This window comes from Vogesella sp. XCS3, from assembly GCF_020616155.1.
GTDB lineage: Bacteria > Pseudomonadota > Gammaproteobacteria > Burkholderiales > Chromobacteriaceae > Vogesella.
The window spans coordinates 135,277-157,698 of sequence record NZ_CP085530.1 but is presented as its reverse complement, the minus strand read 5'-3'; the positions used below and the strand labels follow the sequence as shown (position 1 = coordinate 157,698).

Below are 22,422 nucleotides of genomic sequence, written 5' to 3'. Positions count from 1 at the left end.
AGCTCCTACTTGGCGGCAAAGCTCTGTACCAGCGAGCCCATTACCAGTGCCCAGCCGTCTACCAGCACGAACAGCATCATCTTGAACGGCAGGGAAATAATGACCGGCGACACCATCATCATACCCATGGCCATCAGGATGCTGGCCACCACCAGGTCGATAATCAGAAACGGGATAAAGACCATAAAGCCGATCTGGAAAGCCGTTTTCAGCTCGCTGACCACAAAAGCCGGCACCAGGGTTTTCAGTGACACATCAGCCTTGCTGGCCGGCGCGGGTGACTGCGATATCTCGATAAAGAACTGCAAATCTTTCTCGCGCGTCTGCGACAGCATGAACGCCTTCATCGGGGTGGCGGCCTCTTCGGCTGCCTGCTGGAAGCTGATGCGGTCTTCCGACAGCGGCACCCAGGCTTTGTTATAAACCTGGTCCAGCGTGGGGGTCATCACGAAGATGGTCAGGAACAATGCCAGGCCGATCAGTACCTGGTTCGGTGGCGACTGCATGGTACCCAGAGCCTGGCGCAGCAGCGACAGCACGATCACGATGCGCGTGAACGCCGTCATCATCAGCGTCATGGCGGGGATAAAGCCCAAGCCCGTCATGAACAACAGCATCTGCAGGCTGAGCGAATAGTTTTGCCCACCGCCCGGCGCTGGGGTGCTGTTCATCATGGGCAGGCCTGCTGCCCACGCGCTTACCGGCAATACCAGCGACAGCAGCATCGCCAGCCAGAACTTTCTTTTCATTCGCCCTCGCCCCCTTGGCGCTTACGGCTTTTTTCTATGGCTGCGGCCAACCATTGTGCAAATGGCGGCGTAACAGCCGCCACGTTGGCCGCATCGGCCTGCGGCGGTTTATCCATGGTTTTCAGCAGGTTGACACTGCGGGAAGTAACGCCCAATACCAGCCACTCGCCCCCCAGCTCGACAATCACCACGCGTTCATGCGGGCCCACCATGACCCCGCTCACCACGCGAGCGGGCTGAAAGCGCCCCAGCATGCTGCCCATGGTAAAGCGGCGGAACAGCCAGGCCGCAGCAAAAATTAGCCCCAGCACCAGCAGCAGGCCAAACACCATCTGCACCATGCTCCAGAAAGGCGAAGGCCCCTCTACCGGAGGGGCCGCCCAGGCCGGGCTGGCTAGCAAAACGCACAGCGTAGATTTCAGTTTCATTTTTGCAGGCGGCGAATACGCTCGGCAGGCGTAATGATATCGGTGAGGCGGATACCGAAGCGGTCGTTCACCACCACCACCTCGCCCTGTGCAATCAGGCAACCGTTTACCAGCACGTCCATGGGCTCACCGGCCAGGCCGTCCAGCTCCACCACCGAGCCTTGCGCCAGTTGCAGCAGGTTGCGGATCGCAATCTTGGTACGCCCCAGCTCGACCGTAAGCTGTACCGGAATATCCAGAATCATGTCCAGATTCTGCGGTACCGACTGCGCACCGGTGGCGCCGGAGAAATCCTGGAACAGCGAGCTGGCGGTCTTTACCTCGGCAGCAGCTGCACTTTCCGCCACTTCCTGCTCGGCCATAGCGGCCGCCCAGTCGTCCATGACACCTGCGTCACTGCTATCGTCTACAGCACCAGCAATAGAATCCGGGTCAAAGGCTTGTTCTTCAGCCATCTTCGTTCTCTCCATTTGGCAGGTCGGCCAGATCGTGCGCGCCGGCCAGGATTGCATCTACTTTCAGTGCGTAGTTACCGGTAACCGTGCCATAGCTGCACTCCAGCACAGGGATACCCGACACGTCTGCGACAATTTTTTCCGGTATATCCACCATGACCACATCCCCTTCTTTCAGGTTCAGGATCTGGCCCAGGCTGATCTTGGCGGTTGCCAGTGTAGCCACCAGCTCGACCTCGGCAGCCTGCACCTGGCGCTGCATCAGGTTGACCCAGCGGTTATCCACCTCGGTTCGGTCAGCCTGCATGGTACTGGCCAGGATGTCACGCAGCGGCTCTACCATCGAGTATGGCAGGCAAACGTGAAAATCGCCGCCACCCGCACCCAGCTCGATATGGAACGTCACCGCGACCACCACCTCGGTCGGCGTGGCGATGTTGGCGAACTGGGTGTTCATCTCGGAACGCAGATAGGAAAACTCGATCGGGTATACCGGCTCCCAGGCTTTCTGGTATTCGGTAAACACCACTTCCAGCATTTTCTGGATGATGCGTTGCTCGGTAGGCGTAAAGTCACGCCCCTCTACCCGCACGTGGAAGCGGCCGTCACTACCAAACAGGTTATCTACCACCAGAAACACCAGATCCGGGTCAAAAATCAGCAAGCCGGTACCGCGCAGCGGCTTGATGTGAACCAGGTTCAGGTTGGTAGGCACCACCAGGTTACGTATGAATTCGCTGTACTTCTGCACCCGGACCGGGCCGACCGAAATCTCGGCATTACGGCGGATAAAGTTGAAGAAACCGATGCGCAGGTTACGCGCAAAACGCTCGTTGATGATCTCGAGCGTTGGCATGCGGCCACGGACAATACGCTCTTGCCGGCCGATATCATACGACCGGACCGCGCCACTGTCCGCACCACCACTTTCGTCGTCCTCTTCCCCGGTAACGCCTCGTAATAGCGCGTCTACCTCTTCCTGGGACAGGATTTCATCAGCCATACGGTATTACTGCTGCTGGATAATGAAAGAAGTAAACAGGACGCTGTCCACCGGCTCTTCTTCGGCCGCATCCATGGACTCGTTCATGATGCGTTTGATCTGCGCGCGCAGCTTCACCTTACCCTCGGCGGAGGCGACGTCTTCTTCGGTTTTGGAGGAGAGCAGCAGAATCACGGCGCTACGAATCTTGGGCATGTATGCCTTGAAGTTGGTCTTGGCGTGTTCGTCCAGCAACTCGGCCTGCATTTCCAGCTGCAACATTGGCGCAGTAGGGCCGCCAGACAGGTTGACCACGAAGGGTTCAACTTTCTCGAAAATCGGCGGGCCTTCTTTTTTCTCTTTTTTCTTGGGAGCTTCTTGCTCGGCCGCTGCTGCGCCATGCGCACCGCCAGCTGCGGCCGCTTCGGCTGCATGTTTCTGGCCCAGGAACAAGTAGGCACCCAAACCACCAACGGCAGCCAGCACCAGAACCAAAAGAACAATCACGATAATCATCAGCTTTTTATTGCCACCGGCAGGTGCCGGTGCCCCTGCAGCTGCTGCTTTCGGGTCTTCTTTTTTCTCTTTTTCAGCCATTTGGGTTTAACTCGTCATGAGGAAATTGTTAAAGCGTATTTTCCTCATTTCCGGGCCAATTGAACAGCGTTTCCACAGATTAAAGCATCAAGCGTGAATACTCAGGCCGTTTTGGCGTGTAGTGGTGCCAGTGCGTGCCAGCTCGGCCTCGGGCAATACCGGCTCACGGCCGACCTGATGACCCTGCCGGTGCCCTTGCCTGCCCTCTTGCTGTCGGGCCTGTTCCTGCGCCTGCTGCTGAGCTTGTTGATGGGCTTGCTGCTGGGTCGACACCTGGGTGCTACCCAGCTGGATACCACTTTGTTCCAGCATGCGCGACAGCTGTGGCAGGCTGCTCTCTACAATCGACTTGGCCTCGGGCGTGGCAGCTACCACAGAAATGGTGGCTTGTTCCTGGCCATCGAAGCGAATCGAAATATCCAGCGGCCCCAGGTTTTCTGGCGAAACCTGAATCGAAGCACTATCCAGCTTCATGCTCACCATACTACCCACTTTTTCACCAAAGGCAGTTTGCCACTCGGCCGTGCGCGCCATGGGGGGGTCAATACGCCATTCTTGAGTGGCCATGGCAGGCACGGCGCTTGTCAGCACAGGCGGCAAGATTTGCCGCTGGCCGGCCACCATATCTGCCGCCTCGAGTGCCGAGGTGCTGGCAGCCTGCTGAGCCAAGCCAGCCTGCTGCATTTCCTTGCGGAACATCAGGCGGACATCTGCAGGAAGAATATCGGCCTTACCCTGTGCCGGTACGGCGACAGTCTGCAGCGGCGAGTCGTCACGGGCAGCAAAGCCACTTTGCTGACCAGTTTGCTGTGCCAGTGCAGCTACCGTTTGTGCTGGCGGCAGCACAGTTGCCTGCCCCCCCTTCTCCGCTAGCAACTTGGTCACTTCTGATGCTGCTGCAGGGGGCAAGCTTGCCGCATCACGCCGGGGCGCAACGGTGTCGGGCTTGAGCAGAGCCGGCGCGAGCGATGGCATGGCGGTACGGACAATTTCCTGGGCGGCCACCGGCGCAGCGGCAGCCGGGTCAGACTGGCTAGCAAGCGGGCTGGCTGGCACAACTTGCTGCGCCGCTACCGGTAGCGCAGCCATGCCAGCCTGCGCGGCCAGCAAAGCCTGGTCGGCCGGTTCCGGCTGGTCTTGCTGTTGCTCCCGCGCGGTATCGGCCAGCGCCGGTAAAACCTGCTTTTCCTGCACCGGCGGGGGCAATGCCGCAGGCGGCTGCAACAAGCCGGACATCTGCATCATCATCGCAGCGTCTGTCGCAGCAGGCGGTGCGGCCAACGTTTGCTCGGCCGCGTCTGCCGGTGCCGCAGGGGTGGCCGGCAGCAGCGATGCCGGGGCTGCCGCTGGCAAACCCAGCATACTGCTCAAGTCAGCCTGCATGCCCTGCCCGCCCTCCCCAAGCTGCCCGGCAAACAAGCTGGCAAACAGGCTATCGCCGGCCGCAGCCGCCGAGCCTGCCGCAGCGGGCATGGCCGCAGCCGGGCTGGCAACCGCAGCAGCGGCACTGTGTGATACGGGTTTCAAGGAGAAGCTCATGGCAGGCACCCCATGTACGGAATGAGGCGTTTAAAGCAGGAAGCATGCCAATAAAAACAAGGACTACATCACCGGGCTATAGCCAGCATTATTGCGGCTTGGGCCTGGCGGCAAATTCGTCTAGCGCTTTTTGTTCTTGCCGCCGCTGGCGTAATGCAAGACGGGCTTTTTCGCGCTCTTGCAGCACCTCATAGGATTTCAGCTGTTTACGCTGCTGCAGCCAAGCCTGCTTTTCCATCAGAAAACGCTGCATGCTACGATCTACCTCCCGGCTTTGCTGCTCACGCGCATCGTCCAGCTTTTGCAAAAACAGTCGGTAGTCTGCCCATTGCGCCACGCTGGTACCGGTCTGCCCCAGCGCCAGCATGCGTTGCTGGTAGTCGCTGATATAGCCTTTGATCTGCTCCAGCGTGTTTTCAGCCTGGGCGTGCGCCAATTGCGCCTTGCGCATGCGCTCCGCCGCCGCATCCATACGGTCGGTTGCCAGGCGTACCAACAAGGCAAATTTGCTCATAGCTCAGCCCTTAGCCAGCCAGCACGTCGTTCAGCAACAGCGTGGTCATGCCGGCATCCACGTTTTCGTGCTGCGCCTGGGTCAGAAAGCCGGTGAGCCGGGTATGCAAGCGTATGGCTTCATCCAGCATCGGGTCCGAGCCGGGCACATAGGCGCCCACGCTAATCAGGTCACGGCTGCGCTGGTAGCGGGAGAACAGCTGCTTGAAGCGGCGGGCGCTGTCCATATGCTCGCGCGGCACCACATCCACCATCACGCGCGAGATGGATTGCTCGATATCGATAGCCGGATAGTGGCCGGATTCGGCCAGCTCGCGCGATAGCACAAAGTGGCCATCCAGAATGGCACGTGCGGAGTCTGCAATCGGGTCTTGCTGGTCGTCACCCTCGGACAGCACGGTATAGAAGGCCGTAATGGAGCCGCCCCCTGCTTCGCCATTACCGGCACGCTCGATCAGCTGTGGCAGCTTGGCGAATACCGACGGCGGGTAGCCTTTGCTGACCGGCGGCTCGCCAATGGCCAGCGCAATTTCACGCTGCGCCATGGCGTAACGGGTAACCGAATCCATCAACAACAGCACATCCAGCCCCTGTGCACGGTAGTACTCGGCCAGCGCCGTAGCGTAGGCGGCACCGTGCAAGCGCATCAGCGGCGGCATGTCGGCCGGCGCCGCCACCACGACCGAACGCGCCAAACCCTCTTCACCCAGGATGTGCTCGATGAAGTCCTTCACCTCGCGCCCCCGCTCGCCGATCAAGCCCACCACCACGACATCGGCACGGGTATAACGGGCCATCATGCCCAGCAGCACCGACTTACCCACACCCGAGCCGGCAAACAGGCCCAGACGTTGGCCGCGGCCAACCGTCAGCAGGCCGTTGATGGCCTTCACACCAACGTCCAACACGTGGCGCACCGGCGTACGTTGCAAGGGATTCAACGGCTGGCTGTACAAGGGGAAGTAAGCCTCGGGAAAAATCTGCCCTTTGCCATCCAGCGGGCGGCCCAGCGAGTCCAGCACACGCCCCAGCAGACTCAAACCCACCGGCACCTGGCGACCCAGCGGACCATTCACCTCGGCCCTTACCTGCTGCTGCCCGTAGGCTGGAGGCTGGATGCTGCGCGATGGTCGCACCGGCGTACCCGGCAACAAACCCTGAATATTGGCCACCGGCATCAAAAACAGCTTGTCACCGGCAAAACCGACTACCTCGGCTTCTACCATGTGGCCCTGGGCAATGTGTACTTCACACGCACTGCCCACCGGCAAACGCAGGCCAACCGCCTCCATCACCAGGCCGGTAACGCGGGTAAGCTGCCCCTCTGGCAACCAGGCCGGCGTATTGGCGATGGTCTGCTGGCACGCCGCCAGGTAGCTACGCTGGCTTTGCAGCAAGTCAATCATGCGCGGGCAACCCCAATGCCTGACGCAATGCGGCCAACCTTGGCGGCAGCGTCAGGTCCAGCTTGACGCTGCCGGTATCCACCACGCAGCCACCGCGCTCTACCGCCTCATCTGCCACCCACTGCCAACTCACCCCGGCAAAACGCTCTTGTGCAAAAGCCTGTATCACGGCCAGGTCTTCCGGATGCGCTCGCACACGTGCCTGCAGCAGGCCCTGCCCCAACTCATCCAGCGCCGCCTGCAGCACAGGCAGCACGGCATTGCGATCCAGCGCAATCTTGCTGGCAACAATCTGCTCGGCAAAACCAACGGCCAACTGCAGCACCTCGGCAGACAAGGCTACGCCCAGCTGCTGCAGCTGGGTTTCCATGGCTTGCTGCAGCTGGGCCAGCGGTGCCCAGTAGCTCTCGAACTGCTGGGCAGCATCCGCCAAAGCCTGCTGTGCACCTTCGGCCTGGCCTTGCTGCATGCCTTCTTCTTTGCCTGCTTCAAACCCGGCCTGCCAGGCCTCCTGGTGGATAGCCTCCAACTCGGCGGCTGTCGGGTAGGCCGGAGCAGGCAAGGCCTCTTCTTGCACCGTCTCTGCGGCTTCCACGACCTCTTCTGCCGGCATCTCCAAAGCAGAAACCCCCTCTGCGGGGGCTTCATTCGCGGCAATAATGGCTTCCGGCTGCGGGGCGGGCTGCGCCCCGATCTCGCCGAAACGCCAGGACTGCCACTGACCCAGCGACTCCGCCGGGATGATGTTGTTACTCGACAAGGCCTTCGTCTCCACCTTTGCTTGCAATCACAATCTGGCCTTCGTCGGCTAGCTTGCGCACAATTTTGAGAATCTCTTTCTGCTCGGCTTCCACTTCGGACAACTTGACCGGGCCTTTGGACTCCAGATCGTCGCGCAGCATCTCGGCAGCACGCGACGACATATTGCGGAAGATTTTGTCCTTGAGCTCCTGGCTGGTACCTTTGAGCGCCACCACCAGAGAGTCGGACTGCACTTCGCGCAGGATGGTCTGGATGGAACGATCGTCGATTTCCAGGATGTTGTCGAATACAAACATCTTGTCCTGGATGCGCTGCGCCAGCTCGGGGTCATACTCGCGGATATACGATAGCGCAGAGGCTTCCACGTTGGAACCCAAAAAGTTCAGGATCTCGGCCGTCATGCCCACGCCACCGGCAGCGCTCTTCTTGACACGGTCGGAGCCGGACAGCAATTGGGTCAGCACATCGTTCAGTTCGCGCAGCGCCTGTGGCTGTACGCCCTCCAGGGTAGCAGTACGAATCAGCACCTCGTTACGCATGCGCTCCGGGAAATAGGCCAGAATGGCACTGGACAGGTCGGGGTCCAGGTGCACCATGATGGTGGCAATAATCTGCGGGTGCTCGTTGCGGATCAGGTCTGCCGCAGAGGATGGGTCCATCCACTTCAGGCTTTCGATACCGCTGTGATCGTTGCCCTGCAAAATCTTGTCCAGCAGGTTGGCCGCTTTATCCGGGCCCAGTGCCTCTACCAGCACATTGCGCAGGTACTCGTCGGTAGCGCCAAAGTTCGCACGTGCTGCACATTCTTCGCGGAACTGGCCGACGACCTTTTCCACTTCATCGTGGCTAAGGTTGCTCAAGCCGGCCATGGCCAGGCTGAGCTTTTGCACTTCTTTCGGCCCCAGGTACTTGAATACCTCGATAGCCTCAGCCTGACCCAGACTGAACAGCAGCACCGAGCTGCGACGAATACCGGCATCACTCATCTGACGTTATCCATTCTTTAATGATCTGCGCGGCCATGCGCGGGTCGGCTTTCACCAGATCACGCGCGGCTTGCAAATGCGCCTCGTACTGACGACGAGCCTGCTCTTTCGGATCGCCACCATCGCCACCACCGGCACCACCCCCTTCGCCGCCAGCCTGGCCGCCCTCTTCACCTTCTTCACCCGCCACAGCCAGCAGACGACCACCTGCTGCAGCTGCGGCTTCTTCTGCGGCCTCGGGCGTATCCGGCGCAGGTGGCTTGGCCACATCGCGCATAATGGGGCGCACTACACCAAACAGCAGATACAACACGGCAAGAGCAAACAAACCATACTTGATGAGCTCACCCGCATTGGCACTGAGGTAATCCAGTGCACGATCCTTCGCCGTACTTACCGGCACGGCATCGGCAAAGCTGGCGTTTACCACGTTAACCGAATCACCCCGGTCTTTATTATAGCCGATGGCCTCTTGTACCAAGCTCTGGATTTGGGCGGACTCTTTATCTGTCAGCGGTGTCGGCTTGGCTTCGCCATTGGCGTCAGGCACCATCTTGTAGTTCACCACCACGGCAGCCGTCAGACGCTTGATATTCCCCTTCGGCATCTTGGTGTGCTGGATAGTCTTGTCGACTTCGTAGTTGGTAGTAATTTCCCGATGTGTGGTACCCGATGCCGTACCCATGGGCAGGCCGGAGAGTGTCGCCGTTCCCGGGGCTGCGCCTGGCGGCAAGGTAAGCGGGGCGGAGGCCGCTGACGGCGGCTGGTTCGTCAAGGCACCCGGCACGCCAGAAGGCAGGCTGGCGTCCTTACCCAGCGATTCGACAATCTGCTGGCTGCGCGTGGCAGACGGGTTGGGCGTGGAATTGGGGCGGTAGGTTTCCGAAGTCTGCTCCACCTCGGCAAAGTCTACTGCGGCAGTGACCTGCGCCCGGGCATTACCCTTGCCAAAGATGGGCTCCAGAATCGCCTCGACGCGCTTGGCGTAGTCGGCTTCGATCTGACGCACGTAATCCAGCTGGCGTCGATCCAGACCAGAGGCGTTATTGAGGTCAGGCAGACTGGACAACAGGTTGCCATCCTGGTCGACAATGGACACATTGCGCACCGGCAAATTGGGTACCGAGCTGGAAACCAGATGCAGGATACCGGCAATCTGGCCGGCATCCAGAATGCGCCCGCCACGCATGCTCAGCATCACTGAGGCGGTAGGCAACTGCTGCTCACGTACAAACACGCTTTGCTTGGGCATGGCCAGATGTACGCGGGCGGTTTCCACCACACCGACGGACTCAATAGTTCGAGCCAGTTCGCCCTCGATGGAACGTTGGTAGTTCACCTGCTCGGCAAACTGGCTGATGCCGAATTTCTGCTTGTCCATCAGCTCAAAACCCACCCCACCCGCCTTGGGCAAGCCTTGGCTTGCCAGCTTGAGGCGTACGTCGTAGACCTTGTCGCTGGGTACAGAAATCACACCGCCATCGCTGATCTGGTAAGGCACGTTCATCTGTTGCAGCGATGCCGTGATCTGGCCACCATCGCGGTCGGCCAGGCCGGTAAACAGTACTTTGTAAGCAGGTTCGCGATTGAATGCGAAAAGGGCAATAGCAATAGACAACACCGCTGCGACAGCGGTGAAGAAGAGAATTTTTTTATTGTTGGGAAGGGCCTTGAAGCGCTCCAGCACTTCATTCAGGCGCACTTTCCAGGCAGGCGCAGCGTTGTCTACCAGATCAGCCATACAGTGGTTGTTTCGTTATTGATCTTCCGCTGCAAGCCAAACCGGGGCAGCGCAGCGCTACACTTGCGTATTCATGATTTCCTGATAAGCCGAAACCAGCTTGTTCCTGGCCTGCACCATGGTCTGGAAGCTCAGACTGGCTTTCTGCATCGTTACCATCACATCCTGGATGTCGACCCCCTCTTCACCCAGCTCAAAACGCTTTTGCAGCTCTTGAGATGTTTGCTGCACCTGGTTGACTTGCTCCAGCGTGGACTTCAACACATTAGAGAAATCAACTTCCGGTGTTTCGTCGGCCGCAGGTGCCTGCTTGCCCGCGGCAAGCGCGGACATGGCTCGAAGCTCACCCAGCAACTGATTGATGCCTTGCGTAGACATGTTGACCTCTACCCGTTAAAGAACCTGCCTAGACAGATTCTCCATCTTCTTCGCGGTAGCGCTGCAGCTTGTACCGCAAGGTGCGCTCGCTGATACCCAGCCTTTCGGCCGCGAGCTTTTTTGCACCACCGGTTGCTGCCAGCGCCTCCAGAATATGCCGTTTTTCCACCGAACGCATATCGGTTTCTTGCGGCGCCTCTTGTACTGCTTCTGGCGCGGTAACAGTTTTGGCAAACAGGCCAACGTTCAGCATCAGGTCGGCGGCAGAAACTTCCGTACCAACGGCAAGAATTGCCGCTCTTTGCATTACATTGTCCAGCTCGCGGATGTTACCTTCCCAACTATAGGCCGTCAATTCTCGCTCGGCATCGCTACCCAGCGCCAATCTTGGCTTATCCATTGCATCACCGTGCTTACGCAGCAATTTTCGTGCCAAAGGCAGGATATCCTCTGGTCGCGCGGCCAACCCCGGCAAATTCAGCGGGAAGACATTCAGGCGGAAGTACAGATCTTCGCGGAATCGCCCTGCCGCCACTTCGGCCTGGATATCACGGTTACTGGTAGCCAACACACGGATATTCAACTTGATGGTTTTCAGGCCACCAACGCGCTCCACTTCGCGCTCCTGCAGCACGCGCAACAGCTTGGCCTGCAGAGGCAAAGGCATTTCGGTGACCTCATCCAGCAGGATAGTCCCCCCCTGCGCCTGCTCGAACTTGCCCGGCAACGCGGTTGCCGCACCGGTAAACGCGCCTTTCTCATGGCCAAACAGGGTGGATTCCAGCAGGTTGTCCGGTATGGCTGCGCAGTTTACGGCGACAAACGGGCCGTCCTTGCGGCGCGAATGCTGGTGCATGAAACGGGCCAGCACTTCCTTGCCTGCGCCACTGGGGCCGGTAATCAGCACACTGGCGTCGCTGGGTGCCACGCGGCTGGCTACCGACACAATCTGCTTCATGGCTGGCGATTCGGCCACCATGGACTCGGCAGCCACCTCGGGCGCATCCAGCAAGAAACGCTCGACCTCATCGATCAGGCGCTGCGGCTCGAACGGCTTGAGCAGGTAATGGCTGGCACCCGCACGCAGTAGCTCGATGGCACGCTCGATAACGCCGTAGGCGGTCATCAATACGAAGGGCAAGCCAGGGTAGCGATCTTTTACGTGGGAGAACAGCGTGTAGCCGTCCATCGGCTGCATCTGCGCGTCGGACACCACCAAACCTACTGGCTCGCGGCGCAACACTTCCAGTGCGGTTTCGCCATCGCTGGCCTCTACCACGCTGAAGCCCGATAGCTCCAGCGTATCCACCAGCGCCTCGCGCAGGTCTGCATCATCTTCTACTACCAGTACCGGCAATCGTTTCATGTGTTTCTACATCCGTAAAACTTAGTCAGCGTGCGTACGCCCCGCGCACAGCGCCACCAGACGGCCAGCAATCGCCGACAGGGGCAGAATTTCGTGCACACCACCACAGGCAATGGCCTCCTTGGGCATGCCGAACACCACGCAAGAAGCTTCATCCTGCGCGATATTGTGCGCGCCAGCTTCTTTCAGCTCGGCCATGCCTGCCGCACCATCACGCCCCATACCGGTAAGAATCACGCCAATACAGTTTTTGCCGATGACGTTGGCCGCAGAGCGGAACAGCACATCCACCGACGGCTTGTGGCGATTCACCGGCACGCCGTGGTGCAGGCTGGTGGCGTAGCCTATGGTACTGGCCGGCTTGACCAGCAAATGGGAGTGCCCTGGGGCGATATACACATGGCCCGGCTGCAGGCGCTCGCCGTCTTCGGCTTCTTTTACTGTCAGCTTGCACAGGGCATCCAGCCGCACGGCAAACGACTTGGTGAACATTTCCGGCATGTGCTGAGTAATGACAATCGGCGGCATGTTGGCCGGCAAAGCAGTCAGCAGCACCCGCAGCGCCTCGGTACCACCAGTAGACGAACCAATCACGATGACGGTTTGCCTACCCAGCGAGAGCTTACCCGGCTGGCGCGGCAAAATCATGTCGGCACTATGGCTGGGGGCCACTTCTATTGGTTTGGTAGCGGCTGTTTTTTTATCGAGGGCCATACTTTCCCTTAGTCATTTTGCGGCAAACAAACTCTACACCGACCCTGCCTGGCGGCAAAACGCCAGACACCACGCCTCGCATGCCTGCTCTATCAGATCCAGCACCTGCTCAAAGCCTTGCGGCCCGCCGTAGTAAGGGTCGGGCACATCGGCCTCTGTACCCAATATCGACAACAACAATTGCGGTGTCACGCCTTTTTGGCGCAATGCCTGCAAGCTTGCCAGGTTGGCGCGGTCTGCCGCCAGCATGTAGTCAAAGCGTTCGAAATCGTCGGCACACACCTGGCGGGCACGCTGCTGGCGCAAGTCGTAGCCACGCGCCAAAGCTGCTTGCGTACTGCGTAAGTCTGGTGCCTCGCCTATGTGATAGGCATGCGTGCCGGCGGAGTCTACTTCAAGCTGGTCTTGCAAGCCATGTTTTAACAGCATGCTGCGCATCACTCCCTCCGCCGTAGGCGAGCGGCAGATATTCCCCATGCACACCATCAGAATGCGCTTTTTCATCATGTCTTTCCTTTTGCGGCCGACCTTGGCAGGCAGGCTGCTTACAAGCCATTCATCCATGCCTTTTCTTTGAAGGCCTTCAGTTCGTCGCGCAGCTTGGCCGCCTTTTCAAACTCCAGATTGCGCGCCGCTTCCATCATGTCTTTTTCCAGGCGCTTGATTTCTTTGGCCAGGGCCTTTTCATCCAGCATGGCGATGCGGGCACTTTCGGCCAGCGCCTTCCTGTCGGTAGGCTCGTTCTGGTACACACCGTCAATGATGTCCTTGATCTTCTTGTTTACCCCTTGCGGCACGATGCCGTGCTCGGCATTAAAGGCCATCTGTTTGTTACGGCGACGCTCGGTTTCATCCATGGCGCGCTGCATGCTGTTGGTAATACGGTCGGCGTACAGCAGTGCTTTACCGTGCAGGTTACGCGCGGCGCGGCCTATGGTCTGGATGAGGCTGCGCTCGCTACGCAGAAAGCCCTCTTTATCGGCATCCAGAATGGCCACCAGGCTGACTTCCGGGATATCCAGGCCTTCGCGCAGCAGGTTGATGCCGATCAGTACGTCGAACATGCCCAAGCGCAAGTCGCGGATGATCTCCACCCGCTCTACCGTATCGATATCGCTATGCAGGTAGCGCACCTTGATGCCGTGCTCGGTGTAGTAGTCGGCCAACTGCTCGGCCATGCGCTTGGTGAGCGTGGTCACCAGCACGCGCTCGCCGCGCTCGATGCGCAAGTGGATTTCCGATAGCAGGTCGTCCACTTGCGTAGCTACCGGGCGGATTTCAATCACCGGGTCAACCAGGCCGGTTGGCCGCACCACCTGCTCGACCACCTGGCCGGCGTGCTCTTTTTCGTAATCGGCCGGCGTGGCCGAAACAAAAATGGTTTGCGGCATCAGCTGCTCGAACTCGTGAAACTTCAGCGGGCGGTTGTCCACCGCCGACGGCAGGCGGAAGCCGTAATCCACCAGGTTTTGCTTGCGCGCCGCGTCGCCCTTGTACATGGCGCCCACTTGCGGCACGGTCACGTGGCTTTCGTCGATAAACATCAGCGCGTTCTTGGGCAGGTAGTCGATCAGCGTCGGTGGCGCACCACCGGGCTCGCGGCCGGAAAAGTGGCGCGAGTAGTTTTCGATGCCCTTGCAGAAGCCCATTTCGTACAGCATTTCCAGGTCAAAGCGCGTGCGCTGCTCGATGCGCTGCGCCTCCACCAGCTTGCCTTCTTTCAGGTACCAGGCCACACGGTCGGCCAGCTCCAGCTTGATCTTCTCGCAGGCGCGCAGCACGGTGTCGCGTGGTGTCACGTAGTGGCTGGACGGAAACACGGTAAAGCGGCCAACCCGTTGTTTGGTGGTGCCGGTCAGCGGGTCGAACAGCGTGAGCGTTTCCACTTCGTCGTCAAACAGGCTGATACGCACGGCGGTGTCGTTGCTTTCCGCCGGGAACACGTCAATCACGTCGCCGCGCACGCGGAAGGTGCCACGCGCAAAGTCGGTATCGTTACGGTCGTACTGCATGGCCACCAGGCGGCTAACGATATCCTTCTGCGGCGTGGTTTCGCCTTCTTTCAGGTGCAGGATCATCTGATGGTAGTCGGACGGGTCACCGATACCGTAAATAGCCGATACGGTGGCCACGATCACGCAATCCGGCCGCTCCAGAATGCTCTTGGTCGCCGACAAACGCATCTGCTCGATGTGCTCGTTGATGCTGGAATCTTTTTCGATAAACAAGTCACGGCTGGGCACGTAGGCTTCGGGCTGGTAGTAGTCGTAGTAGGACACGAAGTATTCCACCGCATTTTCGGGGAAAAACTCGCGCATCTCGCTGTACAGCTGCGCCGCCAGCGTCTTGTTGTGCGCCATGATGATGGCCGGCCGCCCGGTTTGCGCAATCACATTGGCCATGGTGTAGGTCTTGCCCGACCCCGTCACCCCCAGCAAGGTCTGGTAGCTCAGCCCGTCGGACAGGCCTTCTACCAGGCTGGCAATGGCCGCTGGCTGATCGCCCGCAGGGGCAAAGGGCTGATGGAGCTTGAACGCACTACCTGGATAGCTGACTACCATGGAATTTCACTCATTTGTCACGCTTCATGCCGGCATCTAACGCATAACTGATGTGTTTTCACTAAAAGTAAAGCCGGACAAAGCAAAGGAATCAATTTAAAATAAAAGTGCTCGACAAACCAATAACAGGGTAAGCCTGACAGGCCGTGCCAAGACACGGCGCATTTGCGCATCACCGGGTGTGATACAGCCCTGCCAGCGTCTTACCTGCCGCATGAACATTGCATCGGAGTCATGAATGATGCTCAGAACTTTTGCCCTGCTGGGCTGCCTGGCAGCCAGCAGCATGGTGGCCTATGCCGCCCAGCCTGTAAACCTGCAAACACAGGCACTAACCAGTAGCCCGCGGCTGAATTCCCAGTCGGTAGCGGTAGTAGACGCACAAACCGGCAAGCTGGTTTACGAAAAAAACCCGCTGCAAACCCAGCCGATTGCATCCATCACCAAGCTGATGACCGCCATGGTGCTGCTGGATGCCGGCCTGTCGCTGGATGAGCCCATCACCATCACCGAGGACGAAGTCGACCGCCTGAAAAACACCAGCTCGCGCCTGAGTGTAGGCTCCACCCTCACCCGCCGCGAAATGCTGCTGCTGGCGCTGATGTCGTCGGAAAACCGCGCCTCGGCCTCGCTGGCACGCACCTACCCCGGTGGCAAGGCGGCTTTCATTGCCAGAATGAACCAGAAGGCACGCAGCATCGGCATGCGCAATGCGGTGTTCCACGACGCTACCGGCCTGGACATGCGCAATAGCGCCACCGCCATGGACCTGGTACGCATGGTAAAAGCGGCCTACCAGTACCCGCTGATCCGCCAGTTTTCTACCACCCACGAATACATGGCCCACCCCAGCGCCACCCGTGTACTGCATTACAAAAACAGCAACCCGCTGGTACGTGAAGGCGAGTGGGATATCGGCCTGTCCAAAACCGGCTACATCGAAGAAGCCGGCCGCTGCCTGGTGATGGAAACCACCATGGGCAGCCAGCGCCTGATCGTGGTGCTGCTGGCGGCCAACGGCTCGGCGGCGCGCGTGAACGACGCCAAGTCCATCAAGACCTGGCTGGAGGCACACCCTAACAGCTGGCTATCGGGCTGATTCAAGCCAGGCTCTGCCACACAGTACAAGGCCCCGCGCAGTTGCGCGGGGCCTTGTTATTTATGCTGCGGCCAACCTTTCACACGACAAGATTGGCCGCACGGTGCATCAGGCCGCTTCGCGCCGGAATGCGATCAGGTGGTCCAGCTCCAGGCGGATACCGATAGGCTCGCCGATGGCGTGGTTGTGATGGCTGGGCACCTGCGCCAGCACCTGCTGCCCGGAGGCCAGCTGCAGCGTGTACAGAAACTCCGAGCCGCGAAATACCTTTCCCAGTACCTTGGCCGTTACCGGGCTGGCATCGTCGTGCACCACGTCGTCCGGGCGCAGCAGTACGTCTACCTCGTCGCCTTCGGCAAACTGGCGCGGCACGGCGCTGCAGTACTCGCCCAGCTCCAGCGTCACGCAGCGCGGGCCGGTTACCTTGCCCGGCACAAAGGCACCCTGGCCAATAAAGTCGGCCACGTAACGGCTGGCCGGCTCGTGGTACAGCTCGTACGGCGGCGCCCACTGCTGCAGCTGGCCCTGGTGCATCACCCCCACCTTATCGGCCATGGCAAACGCTTCGTGCTGGTCGTGCGTGACCAGAATGGCGGTGGTGCCCTGCGATTTCAGGATCTCGCGCACTTCGCGCGACAAGCGTTCGCGCAGGTCGACATCCAGATTGGAAAACGGCTCGTCCAGCAGTAGCAGCTGGGGCTTGGGGGCCAGCGCCCGCGCCAGCGCCACACGCTGCTGCTGGCCACCGGACAGCTCGTGCGGGAAGGCCTGTGCGTACGCGGCCAACCCTACTACCTCCAGCACCGCCATCACGCGGGCCTCGCGCTCGCTGCGGCTCAGCTTGCCCAGGCCAAAGCCCACGTTTTCCTGCACATTCAGGTGCGGAAACAGCGCGTAATCCTGAAACACCATGCCAATCTGGCGCAAATGCGCCGGCACGCTGCTGGCCACACTGGCAATACGGCGGCCCGCCAGCTGGATCTCGCCACCGGCCAAAGGCTCGAAACCGGCAATACAGCGCAGCACCGTGGTCTTGCCACAACCGGAGCTACCCAGCAGGCAGGCGATCTCGCCCTGCTGCAGGGTAAAGCTCATGTCATTGACCACGGCCTTGTCACCGTAGCGTTGCGACACCGACTGTAACTCTAGCAATGCACTCATCAGGCAACATCCCGTTGGCGCGACAGCAGGATGGTGGGAATCAGCCCCACCAGCACGATGGCGATGGCCGGCAGCGCTGCCTGGTCCCACATGCCCTCGGCTGTCATGTTGTAAACACGTACCGACAAGGTGTCCCAGCCGAAGGGCCGGGTCATCAGGGTGATGGGCATCTCTTTCATCACATCGACAAACACCATCAGTACGCCAGTAAACAGGCCGCCAGACAACAGCGGCAGATAGACCCTGCGCAGCAGCGCCCAGCCCGAATAGCCCAGATTGCGCGCGGCCTCGTCGTGGCTGCGGGTAATGCGGTTCATGGCGGTGTCTACCGACGAGTACGCCACCGCCAGAAAGCGCGCGACAAAAGCCAGCAGCATGGCCAGTAGCGTACCTTTCAGCACCGCCGTCACTTCGCCCTGCCAGCCCATAGCGGCAATGATCTGGTTATCCAGCCACGCCACCGGCACAAACACCCCCACTGCCAGCACGGTACCGGGGATGGCGTAGCCCATGGTGGCCACCCGCGCCAGGTTGCGCATGGCCCGGCTGCCCTGACGGCGCACCAGGTAGGCCAGCACCAGCGCGATAGCCGTTACCAGCACAGCCGCGATCAGCGACAGGCTGACCGAGCGCCAGGCGTAGCCCAGAAAATCGCTGCTGAACTGGTTGGCAAAATCCAGCGAAGCCCAGTACAGCAGCTGCAACATCGGAATGACAAAAGCCAGCAGCAGCACGCTGCCTGCGGCCAACGTGGCCGCCCAGCCACGCCAGCCCGCCAGCGGCAAGCGCGGCTGCGGTGCGGCACGCCCCGCCTGAGCGTAAGCACGGCGGCCACGGCTGCGCTGCTCCAGCACCAGCACCACAAACACCAGCATCACCAGCAACGAGGCGATCTGCTTGGCGGTATCCAGCGAAAACAGCGCAAACCAGGCTTTGTAGATGGCACTGGTAAAGGTGTCGTAATTGAACACCGCCACGGTACCAAAGTCGGCCAGGCTTTCCATCACCACCAGAATCAGCCCGCCGGCAACCCACGGCCGCGCCATGGGCAGGGCAATGCGCCAGAAGCCCTGGCTGCGCGACAAGCCCAGGCTCTGCCCCACTTCCAGCGCACGGCGGCCCATGGTGGCAAAAGCATTGCGGCTAAGCAGGTATACATAAGGGTAAAACGCCAGCGACATCACCAGCACCAGACCCCAGCTACTGCGTATCTCGGGAAACCAGCGCATATCGTCGAAATGCGGCCGCAGCCAGGTCTGCACCGGGCCGGTAAATTCCAGCAACCCCACCTGGGCAAAAGCCATCACGTAGGCTGGCATCGCCAGCGGCAGCATCAGCGCCCAGTTGAAGATACGGCGGCCGGGAAAATCGTACACCGCCACCAGCCAGGCCAGGCTGACGCCCAGCAACAGCACACCCGCACTGACACCCAACAGCATGACGGCGGTGTTCTTGAACAGCTCGGGCAGCGTGAATTCGATCAGGTGCGACCAGATGGCCGGGTCTGGCGTCAGGGCAGACAACATCACCACGCCCAGCGGCACGATGGTGCACAGGGCAATCAGGCAGGCCAGTAGCCAAGGGATCACAAGCGTGTGCAGGCGGCTCATGGCAATAAAAGGGCAAGAAAAGGAAGCATTATCGTTGCAGCTGCGCCATGAAGAAAAGACAGCGCAGCAGAAAAAGGGAACCGCAAGAAAACAGGGGCGCCGCAGCGCCCCCGCTTACCTGCCATCTACCGGCAGGTTCAGGCTTACTTGTAGCCCATGCGGTCCATCAGTTTCACCGCCTCAGCCTGCTTGGCGCCGGCTTCGGATACGTTGATCAGGTCAGACTTGAAGCTGCCCCACGATGCCACGGTAGCATTGGCTTTCACTTTCGGGTTGGCCGAGAACTCCATGTCGATATCGGCGTACAGCTTCTGCGCTTTTTCGGACGACAGCCATTCCAGCAGCTTTACGGCACCTTTCGGGTTCTTGGCGTGCTTGGTCACACCGGCGCCAGACACGTTAACGTGCACGCCGTTCTGTTTCTGGTTAGCCCAGAAGATGCCAACTTGCAGGTTCGGGCTCTTCTTCAGCAGGCGGCCGTAGTAATAGGTGTTGGCGATGCCCACGTCACACTGGCCAGCATCGATCGCTTCCAGCATCTTGGTATCATCCGCAAATACCGGCGCAGCCAGGTTGTCTACCCAGCCTTTTACCACTTTTTCAGTAGCAGCCACGCCCTTGTCGGCGATCATGGTGCCTACCAGCGACTGGTTATACACTTTCTTGGAAGTACGCAGGCACAGGCGGCCTTTCCACTTGGCGTCGGCCAGGTCTTCGTAGCTGGACAGCTGCTCCGGCTTCACGGTTTTCTTGTTGAAGAAAATGGTACGGGCACGTACGGACAGGCCGAACCAGTTACCCGCCGGGTCACGCAGGTTGGCCGGAATGTTGGCCGCCAGCGCTGCTGATTTAACAGGCTGGAACAGGCCCATATTGCTGGCTTGCCACAGGTTGCCAGCATCTACCGTCATGAAGATGTCAGCAGGGGTGTTGGTGCCTTCCGCTTTCAGGCGTTCCATCAGTGGGCCTTCGCCGCCGCTGACCACATTCACCTTCACGCCGGTTTCTTTCTCGTAGGCTTCCAGAATCGGCTTGATCAGCTGCTCGGCACGCGCGGTGTACAGCGTGACTTCTTCTGCCATGGCCACACCACTCAACGCTGCCAGTACCGCAGCCAACATTACTTGTTTCTTCATGACCCGCTCCTTGTTCATTGCCCGGCAAGGGCAAGGTGTATCAACATGGGGGCCGAGTATAAACAGTGAAGAGAACCATTATCAACACCATTTCGTATTTCAGAATTATTTAGGCAAAACCGGGAACCTTACCCAATCACCTACGTCTATTTTCAGTTTTCCGTTACGCAAACGGGCCACCGCAAAGCGGGGCTGTACCTGCTCGATTTCCACATCGCCCAGCTGCAGTTCGGGCACACCCAGCACCTCGCCATCGATACGGCGGATCTCGGTAGCCGGGCGCGGTTTGTACACCACCAGGCGGTCGCGCACGGCCAGGCCATCCAGCGCACCGGCTGACAGATACACCTTGTCGCCCTCTACTCGGGCAACGCGCGTGGCAAATGGCAGGCACTGCACGGCACCGGACACCTTGGCAGCGACCTCTTCCAGCACCTGACCCATCGCCTGCCCGTACTCGGACTCCACCATGGCATCAACGTTAAACACGCGGCTAGACTGCGCGTGCACATCCCCGCGCGCCACGCGGCGCAGGTTGTCGCGTAGCAAGACCCCGCCACTCAGGGTGTCGTACAGCCAGTATTCGATCTCGAAACGGCGCTCTACCGGCACATTGCGCACCGACATACCCAGCAAACCAGCCAGTGGCCCGGTGTAATACGTACCCTGCCCGCTTGGCGTACCAGCACCGAACACACCCACACGGGGCTCGCGGCGGGTGACGGCGGTGTCGATAATGCGCCCGGCCAGCACAAACTGCGCACCCTCTCGGCGGCCGATTTCGCGCACCGTGTCGGCGGCAGCCGTCGCTTCCAGCATGCGCCCGCCAGGGAAGATCGACATGGTACCGGCGTAGAGCGCCTGCGTTTCACGGCGCAGGTTGAACAGCCTTACCAGCTCGCCCGGAAACCATACGGCAATGCTGCCCAGATCGCTGGCATCAGCCGGCCGCTCCAGCTGGAAATAGCTGGTAACGATACGGCGCGCCAGAAAGCGCCCAGGCGGCATGGCAGCACGCTGGCAGGCATCGGCTTTCTGCTCGCCGTCGCCGTCACCGGCATCGGTATCGTGCTCTATCCGCACCAGCAACAGGCCATCGCGCAGGGTCTCGGACAAGACGCGCGTTTTACCCGGCAAGCTCAAAGGCCCCAGCATCATGCTTTCTGCCGTTTGCAAGCCAGCCACCACCTGGCTGGACGCCAGCATGCCGCCGCGGTGGGTAATGGCAATCTGGCGCAAGGCATCATCAATGGCCGCCTCGCGCGCAGCCACACGGCCAGCTTCCAGCGAAGCTACGCCCTCTGCCTGGTATACCTCGGCCTGCGCGCCCGGTAGCGCGAAAACAAACGCCGCCCAACAGGCGGCGCGTAACAGAATGGATAGTCGCATCATGTCCTAGTGCGAAACGTAGAAATCCCCGCCGTATACACAGCCACTATCGGTGCAGCCCAGCTTGCTACCGTCTGCGGCAGGCATCACCCGCGACGCAGCGGCGACATTGCCCGCGCTGACCAAAGCGGTACGATACGCTTTGAAGAAGCCTTCATCCAGTACCACTTCGGCAATGGTTTCGCTGCTGCCATCGGCTTTGAACTCGGTAGACAGCAAACGCACGCCGCGCAGATAGGCATCCACGTATACGCGGAAAGTATCGTTGACCGTTACCAGATTACCCACCGAGCTGCTACCGGACAGTTTAAAGCCCTGCACCTGCTCGGCCACGGCACGATAGGCGTCCAGCTGCGAAGCCCGCATGGCTAGCAGACGGCGCTGCACCGGCGACAGCTCTTTGCTGTTTGGCGGCGCACCGTAGCCCACCACGCGGATGCGCAAGGCATTGAATGCCTCTTGCTTATGCTCTACCGGCGGGTCTGCCAAAGGGCCGACATAGGCCCCGCCCATCATTATCCCGCCCGGGGACATGACAGGCTGGCGCGAAATACCTGGCTGCTCGTGGCTACCGCCCACTGCCGGCGCGGTCGTCACTGCGCCATGCGCGTCGGCAGCTGCAGGGGCCACCGCCACCACAGACCAGCCCTCACCCGCAGTGTTGGCCGCAGGCGCAGAGGCGCAGGCCGACAGCACGGTCATGGCCAGCAAGCCGGGAATCATTCGGGTGATATTCTTCATTATTTCGCTCCGCCGAGTATCCAAATCATTTTGTAGCTACATCGTCTTATCGGACATCAAATAAAAATCTTGAGCCAGCTTACACTTTTAATTTAGAAAGCCGCCCTGA

The 22,422-nt window shown here is 60.0% G+C and carries 22 protein-coding genes; 1 reads left to right on the top strand and 21 read right to left on the bottom strand.

All coding sequences use genetic code 11. The annotated features are described in order from the left end of the window. Window positions 1-5 precede the first annotated feature (5 nt). From fliP to uvrB, 16 genes are all read right to left on the bottom strand, one after another. Window positions 6-749, bottom strand: a complete 744-nt coding sequence (gene fliP / locus LCH97_RS00815; protein WP_227302936.1) for a flagellar type III secretion system pore protein FliP — start codon at window positions 747-749, stop codon at window positions 6-8. Continuing rightward, the gene (fliO, locus tag LCH97_RS00810) at window positions 746-1,177 is read right to left on the bottom strand and encodes a flagellar biosynthetic protein FliO (RefSeq protein WP_227302935.1); all 432 of its coding nucleotides are present in this window, start codon (window positions 1,175-1,177) and stop codon (window positions 746-748) included. Before fliO ends, fliP begins: the two co-directional genes overlap by 4 nt. After that, window positions 1,174-1,632: a flagellar motor switch protein FliN gene (fliN, locus tag LCH97_RS00805; RefSeq protein ID WP_017508829.1), complete on the bottom strand. Its 459-nt coding sequence runs from the start codon at window positions 1,630-1,632 to the stop codon at window positions 1,174-1,176. Before fliN ends, fliO begins: the two co-directional genes overlap by 4 nt. After that, window positions 1,625-2,635: a flagellar motor switch protein FliM gene (fliM, locus tag LCH97_RS00800; protein WP_147685645.1), complete on the bottom strand. Its 1,011-nt coding sequence runs from the start codon at window positions 2,633-2,635 to the stop codon at window positions 1,625-1,627. The genes fliN and fliM overlap by 8 nt, the downstream gene beginning before the upstream one ends. A gap of 6 nt (window positions 2,636-2,641) precedes the next feature. Beyond that, window positions 2,642-3,211 carry a flagellar basal body-associated protein FliL gene (gene fliL / locus LCH97_RS00795; RefSeq protein ID WP_227302934.1) on the bottom strand — a complete coding sequence of 190 codons (570 nt, stop codon included), beginning with the start codon at window positions 3,209-3,211 and terminating at the stop codon, window positions 2,642-2,644. An 87-nt stretch (window positions 3,212-3,298) separates the two neighbouring features. Further along, window positions 3,299-4,750, bottom strand: coding sequence for a flagellar hook-length control protein FliK (locus LCH97_RS00790; RefSeq protein ID WP_227302933.1), 1,452 nt, complete (start codon window positions 4,748-4,750; stop codon window positions 3,299-3,301). An 88-nt stretch (window positions 4,751-4,838) separates the two neighbouring features. Further along, complete coding sequence (gene fliJ, locus LCH97_RS00785; protein WP_227302932.1) at window positions 4,839-5,264, bottom strand: flagellar export protein FliJ; 426 nt, start codon at window positions 5,262-5,264, stop codon at window positions 4,839-4,841. A 10-nt stretch (window positions 5,265-5,274) separates the two neighbouring features. Beyond that, window positions 5,275-6,669, bottom strand: coding sequence for a flagellar protein export ATPase FliI (gene fliI, locus LCH97_RS00780; RefSeq protein ID WP_227302931.1), 1,395 nt, complete (start codon window positions 6,667-6,669; stop codon window positions 5,275-5,277). Then, on the bottom strand, window positions 6,662-7,429 hold the full coding sequence (locus LCH97_RS00775; RefSeq protein WP_227302930.1) for a FliH/SctL family protein: 768 nt from the start codon (window positions 7,427-7,429) through the stop codon (window positions 6,662-6,664). Before LCH97_RS00775 ends, fliI begins: the two co-directional genes overlap by 8 nt. Then, on the bottom strand, window positions 7,419-8,417 hold the full coding sequence (gene fliG, locus LCH97_RS00770; RefSeq protein WP_017508822.1) for a flagellar motor switch protein FliG: 999 nt from the start codon (window positions 8,415-8,417) through the stop codon (window positions 7,419-7,421). The genes LCH97_RS00775 and fliG overlap by 11 nt, the downstream gene beginning before the upstream one ends. Next, window positions 8,410-10,158, bottom strand: coding sequence for a flagellar basal-body MS-ring/collar protein FliF (gene fliF, locus LCH97_RS00765; RefSeq protein WP_227302929.1), 1,749 nt, complete (start codon window positions 10,156-10,158; stop codon window positions 8,410-8,412). Before fliF ends, fliG begins: the two co-directional genes overlap by 8 nt. 57 nt (window positions 10,159-10,215) lie before the next feature. Next, the gene (fliE, locus tag LCH97_RS00760) at window positions 10,216-10,536 is read right to left on the bottom strand and encodes a flagellar hook-basal body complex protein FliE (RefSeq protein ID WP_227302928.1); all 321 of its coding nucleotides are present in this window, start codon (window positions 10,534-10,536) and stop codon (window positions 10,216-10,218) included. A 28-nt stretch (window positions 10,537-10,564) separates the two neighbouring features. Continuing rightward, window positions 10,565-11,902 carry a sigma-54 dependent transcriptional regulator gene (locus tag LCH97_RS00755; protein ID WP_227302927.1) on the bottom strand — a complete coding sequence of 446 codons (1,338 nt, stop codon included), beginning with the start codon at window positions 11,900-11,902 and terminating at the stop codon, window positions 10,565-10,567. 21 nt (window positions 11,903-11,923) lie between these two features. Further along, window positions 11,924-12,616, bottom strand: coding sequence for a chemotaxis protein CheB (locus LCH97_RS00750; protein ID WP_227302926.1), 693 nt, complete (start codon window positions 12,614-12,616; stop codon window positions 11,924-11,926). A gap of 33 nt (window positions 12,617-12,649) precedes the next feature. After that, window positions 12,650-13,180, bottom strand: coding sequence for a low molecular weight protein-tyrosine-phosphatase (locus LCH97_RS00745; protein ID WP_227302925.1), 531 nt, complete (start codon window positions 13,178-13,180; stop codon window positions 12,650-12,652). After that, a complete protein-coding gene (uvrB, locus tag LCH97_RS00740; RefSeq protein ID WP_227302924.1) occupies window positions 13,162-15,177 on the bottom strand; it encodes an excinuclease ABC subunit UvrB in 2,016 nt (671 codons plus the stop codon). Before uvrB ends, LCH97_RS00745 begins: the two co-directional genes overlap by 19 nt. A gap of 238 nt (window positions 15,178-15,415) precedes the next feature. Between uvrB and pbpG the strand changes: the two genes are divergently transcribed. Next, complete coding sequence (pbpG, locus tag LCH97_RS00735) at window positions 15,416-16,276, top strand: D-alanyl-D-alanine endopeptidase (protein WP_227302923.1); 861 nt, start codon at window positions 15,416-15,418, stop codon at window positions 16,274-16,276. A 108-nt stretch (window positions 16,277-16,384) separates the two neighbouring features. Here the strand turns inward: pbpG and LCH97_RS00730 are convergent, their stop codons facing one another. The 5 genes from LCH97_RS00730 to LCH97_RS00710 all read right to left on the bottom strand — a co-directional run bounded on the left by LCH97_RS00730 (window position 16,385) and on the right by LCH97_RS00710 (window position 22,313). Continuing rightward, window positions 16,385-17,437, bottom strand: a complete 1,053-nt coding sequence (locus LCH97_RS00730) for an ABC transporter ATP-binding protein (RefSeq protein WP_227302922.1) — start codon at window positions 17,435-17,437, stop codon at window positions 16,385-16,387. Beyond that, window positions 17,437-19,047, bottom strand: a complete 1,611-nt coding sequence (locus LCH97_RS00725; protein ID WP_227302921.1) for an iron ABC transporter permease — start codon at window positions 19,045-19,047, stop codon at window positions 17,437-17,439. The genes LCH97_RS00730 and LCH97_RS00725 overlap by 1 nt, the downstream gene beginning before the upstream one ends. A 143-nt stretch (window positions 19,048-19,190) precedes the next feature. Next, entirely contained in the window at window positions 19,191-20,183 is a 993-nt protein-coding gene (locus tag LCH97_RS00720) for an extracellular solute-binding protein (RefSeq protein ID WP_227302920.1), read from the bottom strand. Window positions 20,184-20,288: 105 nt separating this feature from the next. Further along, complete coding sequence (locus LCH97_RS00715) at window positions 20,289-21,575, bottom strand: flagellar assembly protein FlgT (RefSeq protein WP_227302919.1); 1,287 nt, start codon at window positions 21,573-21,575, stop codon at window positions 20,289-20,291. Window positions 21,576-21,578: 3 nt separating this feature from the next. Continuing rightward, a complete protein-coding gene (locus tag LCH97_RS00710; protein ID WP_227302918.1) occupies window positions 21,579-22,313 on the bottom strand; it encodes an LPP20 family lipoprotein in 735 nt (244 codons plus the stop codon). Window positions 22,314-22,422 lie beyond the last annotated feature (109 nt).

Coding starts and splice junctions, on each gene's coding strand:
- fliP (WP_227302936.1), bottom strand. CDS start 749: ATGAAAAGAAAGTTCTGGCTGGCGATGCTGCTGTCGCTGGTATTGCCG.
- fliO (WP_227302935.1), bottom strand. CDS start 1,177: ATGAAACTGAAATCTACGCTGTGCGTTTTGCTAGCCAGCCCGGCCTGG.
- fliN (WP_017508829.1), bottom strand. CDS start 1,632: ATGGCTGAAGAACAAGCCTTTGACCCGGATTCTATTGCTGGTGCTGTA.
- fliM (WP_147685645.1), bottom strand. CDS start 2,635: ATGGCTGATGAAATCCTGTCCCAGGAAGAGGTAGACGCGCTATTACGA.
- fliL (WP_227302934.1), bottom strand. CDS start 3,211: ATGGCTGAAAAAGAGAAAAAAGAAGACCCGAAAGCAGCAGCTGCAGGG.
- LCH97_RS00790 (WP_227302933.1), bottom strand. CDS start 4,750: ATGAGCTTCTCCTTGAAACCCGTATCACACAGTGCCGCTGCTGCGGTT.
- fliJ (WP_227302932.1), bottom strand. CDS start 5,264: ATGAGCAAATTTGCCTTGTTGGTACGCCTGGCAACCGACCGTATGGAT.
- fliI (WP_227302931.1), bottom strand. CDS start 6,669: ATGATTGACTTGCTGCAAAGCCAGCGTAGCTACCTGGCGGCGTGCCAG.
- fliG (WP_017508822.1), bottom strand. CDS start 8,417: ATGAGTGATGCCGGTATTCGTCGCAGCTCGGTGCTGCTGTTCAGTCTG.
- fliF (WP_227302929.1), bottom strand. CDS start 10,158: ATGGCTGATCTGGTAGACAACGCTGCGCCTGCCTGGAAAGTGCGCCTG.
- fliE (WP_227302928.1), bottom strand. CDS start 10,536: ATGTCTACGCAAGGCATCAATCAGTTGCTGGGTGAGCTTCGAGCCATG.
- LCH97_RS00755 (WP_227302927.1), bottom strand. CDS start 11,902: ATGAAACGATTGCCGGTACTGGTAGTAGAAGATGATGCAGACCTGCGC.
- LCH97_RS00750 (WP_227302926.1), bottom strand. CDS start 12,616: ATGGCCCTCGATAAAAAAACAGCCGCTACCAAACCAATAGAAGTGGCC.
- LCH97_RS00745 (WP_227302925.1), bottom strand. CDS start 13,180: ATGGATGAATGGCTTGTAAGCAGCCTGCCTGCCAAGGTCGGCCGCAAA.
- uvrB (WP_227302924.1), bottom strand. CDS start 15,177: ATGGTAGTCAGCTATCCAGGTAGTGCGTTCAAGCTCCATCAGCCCTTT.
- pbpG (WP_227302923.1), top strand. CDS start 15,416: ATGATGCTCAGAACTTTTGCCCTGCTGGGCTGCCTGGCAGCCAGCAGC.
- LCH97_RS00730 (WP_227302922.1), bottom strand. CDS start 17,437: ATGAGTGCATTGCTAGAGTTACAGTCGGTGTCGCAACGCTACGGTGAC.
- LCH97_RS00725 (WP_227302921.1), bottom strand. CDS start 19,047: ATGAGCCGCCTGCACACGCTTGTGATCCCTTGGCTACTGGCCTGCCTG.
- LCH97_RS00720 (WP_227302920.1), bottom strand. CDS start 20,183: ATGAAGAAACAAGTAATGTTGGCTGCGGTACTGGCAGCGTTGAGTGGT.
- LCH97_RS00715 (WP_227302919.1), bottom strand. CDS start 21,575: ATGATGCGACTATCCATTCTGTTACGCGCCGCCTGTTGGGCGGCGTTT.
- LCH97_RS00710 (WP_227302918.1), bottom strand. CDS start 22,313: ATGAAGAATATCACCCGAATGATTCCCGGCTTGCTGGCCATGACCGTG.